The organism is Arthrobacter sp. NPDC080086 (assembly GCF_040702285.1).
Map to the genome: position 1 here is coordinate 1 of NZ_JBFBKP010000138.1, position 5446 is coordinate 5446.

The following is a 5446-nucleotide window of genomic DNA, read 5'->3' on the forward strand; positions in this document are numbered from 1 at the left end:
GTCGGCCTTGAGCGTCCCGGCGATCCGGATCAACCGCTCCCGGCGTCCGATCAGCGCGACGATCTGCTCGTCAACCTCGTCCACGGCCACCCGCACGGCGGCGAGCTGGTCCTTATCGGCCTGGGCTGCTTTGTCCTCTGCGTGATTTGTCGACATCTGCATGACAGTATCGAACGATGCAACCACGAGTCGACTTCATCTCCCTTGGCGTCCGCAGCGTGGAAGCCTCCCGCCGGTTCTACGTGACGGGCCTGGGCTGGCCCGTCCACCGCGAAGTCCCCGGCGAAGTGCTCTTCCTGCAGATCAACCACGGGCTCATCCTCTCGCTCTGGGACGCGGGCCAGATGCGGGCCGAAGCCGGGACGGACTCCCCCGCCGGAATACCTCCCGTCACCCTGAGCCACAACGTGCACAGCGCCGATGCGGTGGACAGGGTCCTGGGCGAGGCTGCGGCCGCCGGGGCCACCATCGTCGCGCCGCCCAAAACACAGCCGTGGGGCGGCTACACCGGCTACTTCGCGGACCCGGACGGCTTCCGCTGGGAGGTCGCGTTCAACCCGACCTGGACCGTGGACGCGGCCGGCCGGGTCACGGTCTAACCCCGCATCAGGACTAGAACAGGCTGCCGACCGGTTCGATCAGTTCCGGGGAGTCGTTCCGGACGTTCCCGACGGCGGTGCCGACGGCGTCGATCTGCCAGCCCTCGGCGACGTCGTGGGCGTTGGCGCGGACGATGCCGACCAGTTCCGCGGCGTCCTCGGCCCTGGGGTCAAGCCAGGCCTCCATCGTGGCGCGGTCCATCGGCAGCGGCACCCGGTCATGCAGGGCCGTCAGTTCCGCCAGCATCCCGTCGGCGTAACCCTCGGGCGGCGAATCGGTGGTCAGGATCGTCGTCGAGAGCAGCCACCGGCCGGGGTCCCCCTCCTCCTTGGACGGGTCCTTCCACCACTCGTACAGCCCAGCGAACGCCACCGGTGAGCCGTCCTTCGGATGCACGTAGTAGGGCTGCTTCCCCTTGCCCTGGCCCTTCCACTCGTAGTAGCCGTCGGCCGGGACGGCGCAGCGCCGGGACCGCGTGGCCTTCCGGAACGCCGGCTTCTCCAGCACGCTCTCGCTGCGGGCGTTGATCATCTTCGACCCGATGCCGGGGTCCTTGGCCCAGGACGGGACCAGTCCCCAGCGGGCGATGTGGAGCTGCCGCGCCGGGTGCTCCCTCCCCTCGACCAGCCGCTCCAGGATGATCGGCACGTCCGCCGTCGGCGCGACGTTCCACGACGGCGGCACGGCGATCTCCTCCTCGAGCCCGGCGTCGAACTCTGCCAGCAGGTCCCCGACGGCCCGGGCCATCACATAGCGTCCACACATGCCCCCAGCATGCCACCGGCCGGCCCGGCCTGCACAGCTGCTGCATCGGGGCCTGCCCCTGCCGGCACCTCCCTGCGGGAATACCGTCCCGCAGGATACGGTTATTCCAGAGACGTCCGATTGACCGTCCCGGCACGCACCGGCAACCCACCTGAGGAGAATTTCGTGGACTTCACCCCCGAATCCGGCACCATCACCATGTTCTCGACCACGTGGTGCGGCTACTGCAACCGGCTGAAGAAGCAGCTGGACGCGCAGGGCATCGGGTACACCGAGATCAACATCGAGGAAGTCGAAGGCACGGCCGAACTGGTCGAGCAGCTCAACGGCGGCAACCGTACCGTCCCCACCGTGCTGTTCCCGGACGGCACCGCCGCCACCAACCCCTCCGCGGCAGAGGTCAAGAGCCGCCTCGCGGCCTAACCCGCCAGCACCAGAGAACACCCACACCAGACACGACGCGGACTCCGGATTACCCGGGGCCCGCGTCGCGCCGTATCCGGCACCCCCGCGCCGGGCGGCGGCATCGAAAGGAGCTCTCCCATGGTCCATAAGGTCAAGGGCGCAATCGTCCGGTCCAAGAACGCCCCCGTCACCCTGGAAACCATCCTGGTGCCCGATCCCGGCCCCGGCGAGGCGCTGGTGGACATCCTCACCTGCGGCGTCTGCCACACCGACCTGCACTACAAGCAGGGCGCCATCAACGACGACTTCCCGTTCCTGCTGGGCCACGAGGCCACCGGCGTGGTCAGCGCCGTCGGCCCCGACGTCACCTCGGTGGCCCCCGGGGACCGCGTGGTGCTGAACTGGCGCGCCGTCTGCGGCGAATGCCGTGCCTGCCGCCGCGGCGAACCGCAGTACTGCTTCAACACGCACAACGCCACCCAGAAGATGACCCTGGAAGACGGCACCGAGCTCACCGCCGCCCTGGGCATCGGCGCCTTCGCCGAGAAGACGCTCGTCGCCGCCGGCCAGTGCACCAAGGTTGACCCCGAGGCCGACCCGGCCGCCGTTGGCCTGCTGGGCTGCGGTGTCATGGCGGGCCTCGGCGCCGCGATCAACACCGGCAACGTCGGCCGCGGCGACTCGGTGGCCGTGATCGGCTGCGGCGGGGTGGGCGTGGCGGCCATCGCCGGCGCCGCACTCGCCGGCGCCACCACGGTGATCGCCGTCGACATCGACCCCAACAAGCTCGAACGCGCCAAGGACCTTGGCGCCACCCACACCGTGGATTCCTCCGCCGTGGACCCGGTGGAGGCCATCCGTGAGCTGACCGGCGGTTTCGGCGCCGACGTCGTGATCGACGCCGTGGGCCGTCCCGAGACGTACAAGCAGGCCTTCTACGCCCGCGACCTGGCCGGCACCGTGGTGCTGGTGGGCGTCCCCAGCCCGGAAATGACCCTGGAGCTGCCGCTGCTGGATGTGTTTGGCCGCGGCGGTTCACTGAAGTCCTCCTGGTACGGCGACTGCCTGCCCTCCCGGGACTTCCCGATGCTGATCGACCTGTACCGGCAGGGACGGCTGGACCTGGACGCCTTCGTCACCGAGCGCATCGGCATCGACCAGATCGAGGAAGCCTTCGAGAAGATGCACTCCGGCGCCGTCCTGCGTTCCGTGGTGGAGCTGTGAGCAACGGCGTGGACGGCCTGCGGATCGACCGGCTGGTCACCTCGGGAACGTTCTCGCTCGACGGCGGCACCTGGGACGTGGAGAACAACGTCTGGATCGTGGGCGACGACGCCGAGTGCGTCGTGATCGACCCGGCGCACGACGCCGCCGCGATCGCCGCCGCCGTCGGCCACCGGAAGGTCACCGCCATCCTGCTCACGCACGGCCATGACGACCACATCGCCGCCGTGGGCGAGTTCCGGAAACTGACCGGCGCCCCCGTGTACCTGCACCGGGACGACTGGATGCTCTGGGACCGGGTGTTCCCGGGCACCGAACCGGACCACGCGATTGCCGACGGCGACACGTTCGACGTCGCCGGCGCCCGCCTCGTGGCGCTCCACACGCCCGGCCACTCGCCCGGATCGGTCAGCTTCCGGCTCGAGAGCGAGGGCACCGTCTTCACCGGCGACACCCTGTTCCAGGGCGGACCCGGGGCCACCGGCCGGTCCTTCAGCGACTTCCCGACCATCATCGAGTCCATCTCCTCCCGGCTGCTGACCCTGCCGGCGGAGACGGTGGTTCGCACCGGGCACGGGGACCAGACCACCATCGGCGCCGAGGCCCCGCACCTGCAGGAGTGGATCGACCGGGGCCACTGACGCCACGGGAGGAACACCACCCACCAGCCACACCTCTTGGGCCCCGTCCGGATTTCCGGGCGGGGCCCATTAGGCTGTGGGCTCATGAGCACCAATCCCAGCATGGAACCGGACCTCTTCGCCGCGGATCTTCTGACCCAGTTCGAGGCGTTCCTCGACGATCACCGGGCCGATCTGGAGGCCAGCCTCGACGGACTGAGCGAGGAGGAGGCACGGGCGGCCCTGGTGCCCTCTCGCACCACGCTGCTGGGTCTGGTCAAGCATGCGGCCTTTGTCGAGAAGGTCTGGTTCGACGAGGCCATCACCTGCCGCAGCCGCGCCGAGATCGGCATTCCGGCGTCGCCGGACGAGTCGTTTGTGCTGGACCCTGAGGACACCATCGCCTCGGTGCGGGCCGCCTACCGCGAGGCCTGCGCCGGCTCCCGGGCCCGTACCGCGGCGTTGGGGCCCGACGACCTGGTCCGCGGCAACCGGCGCGGACCGCTGCCGTTGCGGTGGGTGTACCTGCACATGCTGCGCGAACTGGCCCAGCATTGCGGGCACGCGGACATCCTGCGCGAACAAATCCTGGCCGCCCGGGACCAATGATGGGCCACAGGGACCGCCAAGGTAACCGCTACGGGGCGGTCAGGGTCCGGAAGTCGCCATCCGCCAGTGCCGCGTACCGCCTGTAGGCGCCGAGGACCGCCGCCTCCACGGCGTCGACGTTGAGGCCCGGCACCAGGTCATCCGCGGCGCCCGCCGTCGCCGGATCCCAGTCGAGTCCGAGCGCCGCGTAGCTGGCCTCCAGCACGGCCCGGATGGGCGCCGAGTCGGAGACGATCACCGCCGAGCTGAACAGCCAGCCGCCGGAGACCACCCGCTGGGCCGTGCCCACAAGCTTGATCCGGTGCGCCGGGTCCCGGCGGTCGGTGCCGTGGACGCTGAATTCGCCCGGGCAGTACTCCCCCGGGATCTCGCCGACGGCTGCGTCCACACCGGCGTCCCGGAGCGCCTCCGCCAGCAGGCCGCCGAAAAGGGCGAACCGGGCCTTGGCGCCGGCGATCGCGTCGGCGTCGGGCTCCAGGTGGTCGATCACCAGGCTTCCCGGGTGGTACGCGGCGGCGCGTCCCCCGGCCTTCCGCACCAGGGGTTCGAAGCCGAGGTCCCGGCAGGCCCGGGCAGCGGCCTCGAAGCCGGGCAGGTTGGCGTCCCGCTGGCCGAACGCCAGGGTGGGGACGGGCCGGTAGAGCCGCAGCAGCGGCCCCGCCGCCCCGGTCTTGACCCGCCGCAGCAGTTCGAGGGCGAAATCGAGGTCTTCCGCCGCGCCGAGGGAGGAGGGCTGACGGAACACGGTGAGGCTCCGGGGTCCGGCCTGCTGCATGTGGTTATGCTCCCTTATGGTCTTTCTGCAATTCCTGGTGGTGGCCGCCGCGTTTGCCGTCATCGACGCCGTCTGGCTGAAGTCGACGAGCAGGTTCTACCGCCGCCACCTGGGCCACCTGATGGCCGACAAGCCCCATCTAGGCTACGCCGTCGTGTTCTACGTGCTGTACATCGCCGGAATCGTCTTCTTCGCCCTGCGCCCCGCGCTCGACGGCGGCGGCTGGGCCGCCGCGTTCGGCTACGGCGCGGCGCTGGGCGGCTTCGCCTACGCCACCTACGACCTGACGAACGCCGCGACCCTGAAGAAGTGGCCGCTGGTGATCGTGGTGGTGGACATCGCCTGGGGCGTGGTCCTCACCGGCCTGGCCACGACGGTGGGCTGGTTGGTCTTCCACTAGCTCTTGCGCAGCGTCAGGATCTGCACGGCCCGGCCGATCGGACCCTGC

8 protein-coding genes and 1 pseudogene are annotated in these 5446 nt (G+C 70.2%); 6 read left to right on the forward strand and 3 right to left on the reverse strand.

Going from position 1 to position 5446, the window contains the following annotated elements; all coding sequences use genetic code 11:
- A pseudogene (locus tag AB0305_RS22460) lies at nt 1-162 on the reverse strand (chorismate mutase); the annotation flags it as partial.
- 14 nt (nt 163-176) lie between these two features.
- On the opposite strand from AB0305_RS22460, the gene AB0305_RS22465 reads away from it, so the two are divergent.
- A complete protein-coding gene (locus AB0305_RS22465) occupies nt 177-599 on the forward strand; it encodes a VOC family protein (RefSeq protein WP_364135412.1) in 423 nt (140 codons plus the stop codon).
- Between the two features lie 13 nt (nt 600-612).
- On the opposite strand, the gene AB0305_RS22470 is transcribed toward AB0305_RS22465, so the two are convergent.
- On the reverse strand, nt 613-1365 hold the full coding sequence (locus AB0305_RS22470) for an SOS response-associated peptidase (protein ID WP_364135410.1): 753 nt from the start codon (nt 1363-1365) through the stop codon (nt 613-615).
- A gap of 165 nt (nt 1366-1530) precedes the next feature.
- Here AB0305_RS22470 and AB0305_RS22475 point away from each other — a divergent pair, with 165 nt between their 5' ends.
- The 4 genes from AB0305_RS22475 to AB0305_RS22490 all read left to right on the forward strand — a co-directional run bounded on the left by AB0305_RS22475 (nt 1531) and on the right by AB0305_RS22490 (nt 4223).
- A complete protein-coding gene (locus AB0305_RS22475; protein WP_290257701.1) occupies nt 1531-1788 on the forward strand; it encodes a mycoredoxin in 258 nt (85 codons plus the stop codon).
- 120 nt (nt 1789-1908) lie between these two features.
- On the forward strand, nt 1909-2994 hold the full coding sequence (locus AB0305_RS22480) for an S-(hydroxymethyl)mycothiol dehydrogenase (protein ID WP_364135407.1): 1086 nt from the start codon (nt 1909-1911) through the stop codon (nt 2992-2994).
- Nucleotides 2991-3635 (forward strand): MBL fold metallo-hydrolase, encoded by a 645-nt coding sequence (locus AB0305_RS22485; protein WP_364135404.1) that lies wholly within the window; start codon nt 2991-2993, stop codon nt 3633-3635. Before AB0305_RS22480 ends, AB0305_RS22485 begins: the two co-directional genes overlap by 4 nt.
- Nucleotides 3636-3719: 84 nt before the next feature.
- Nucleotides 3720-4223 carry a DinB family protein gene (locus AB0305_RS22490; RefSeq protein WP_364135401.1) on the forward strand — a complete coding sequence of 168 codons (504 nt, stop codon included), beginning with the start codon at nt 3720-3722 and terminating at the stop codon, nt 4221-4223.
- Between the two features lie 28 nt (nt 4224-4251).
- On the opposite strand, the gene AB0305_RS22495 is transcribed toward AB0305_RS22490, so the two are convergent.
- On the reverse strand, nt 4252-4998 hold the full coding sequence (locus AB0305_RS22495; protein ID WP_364135398.1) for a lipoate--protein ligase family protein: 747 nt from the start codon (nt 4996-4998) through the stop codon (nt 4252-4254).
- Between the two features lie 16 nt (nt 4999-5014).
- Here AB0305_RS22495 and AB0305_RS22500 point away from each other — a divergent pair, with 16 nt between their 5' ends.
- Nucleotides 5015-5398, forward strand: a complete 384-nt coding sequence (locus AB0305_RS22500) for a DUF2177 family protein (RefSeq protein WP_290257696.1) — start codon at nt 5015-5017, stop codon at nt 5396-5398.
- The last annotated feature ends 48 nt before the right edge of the window (nt 5399-5446 follow it).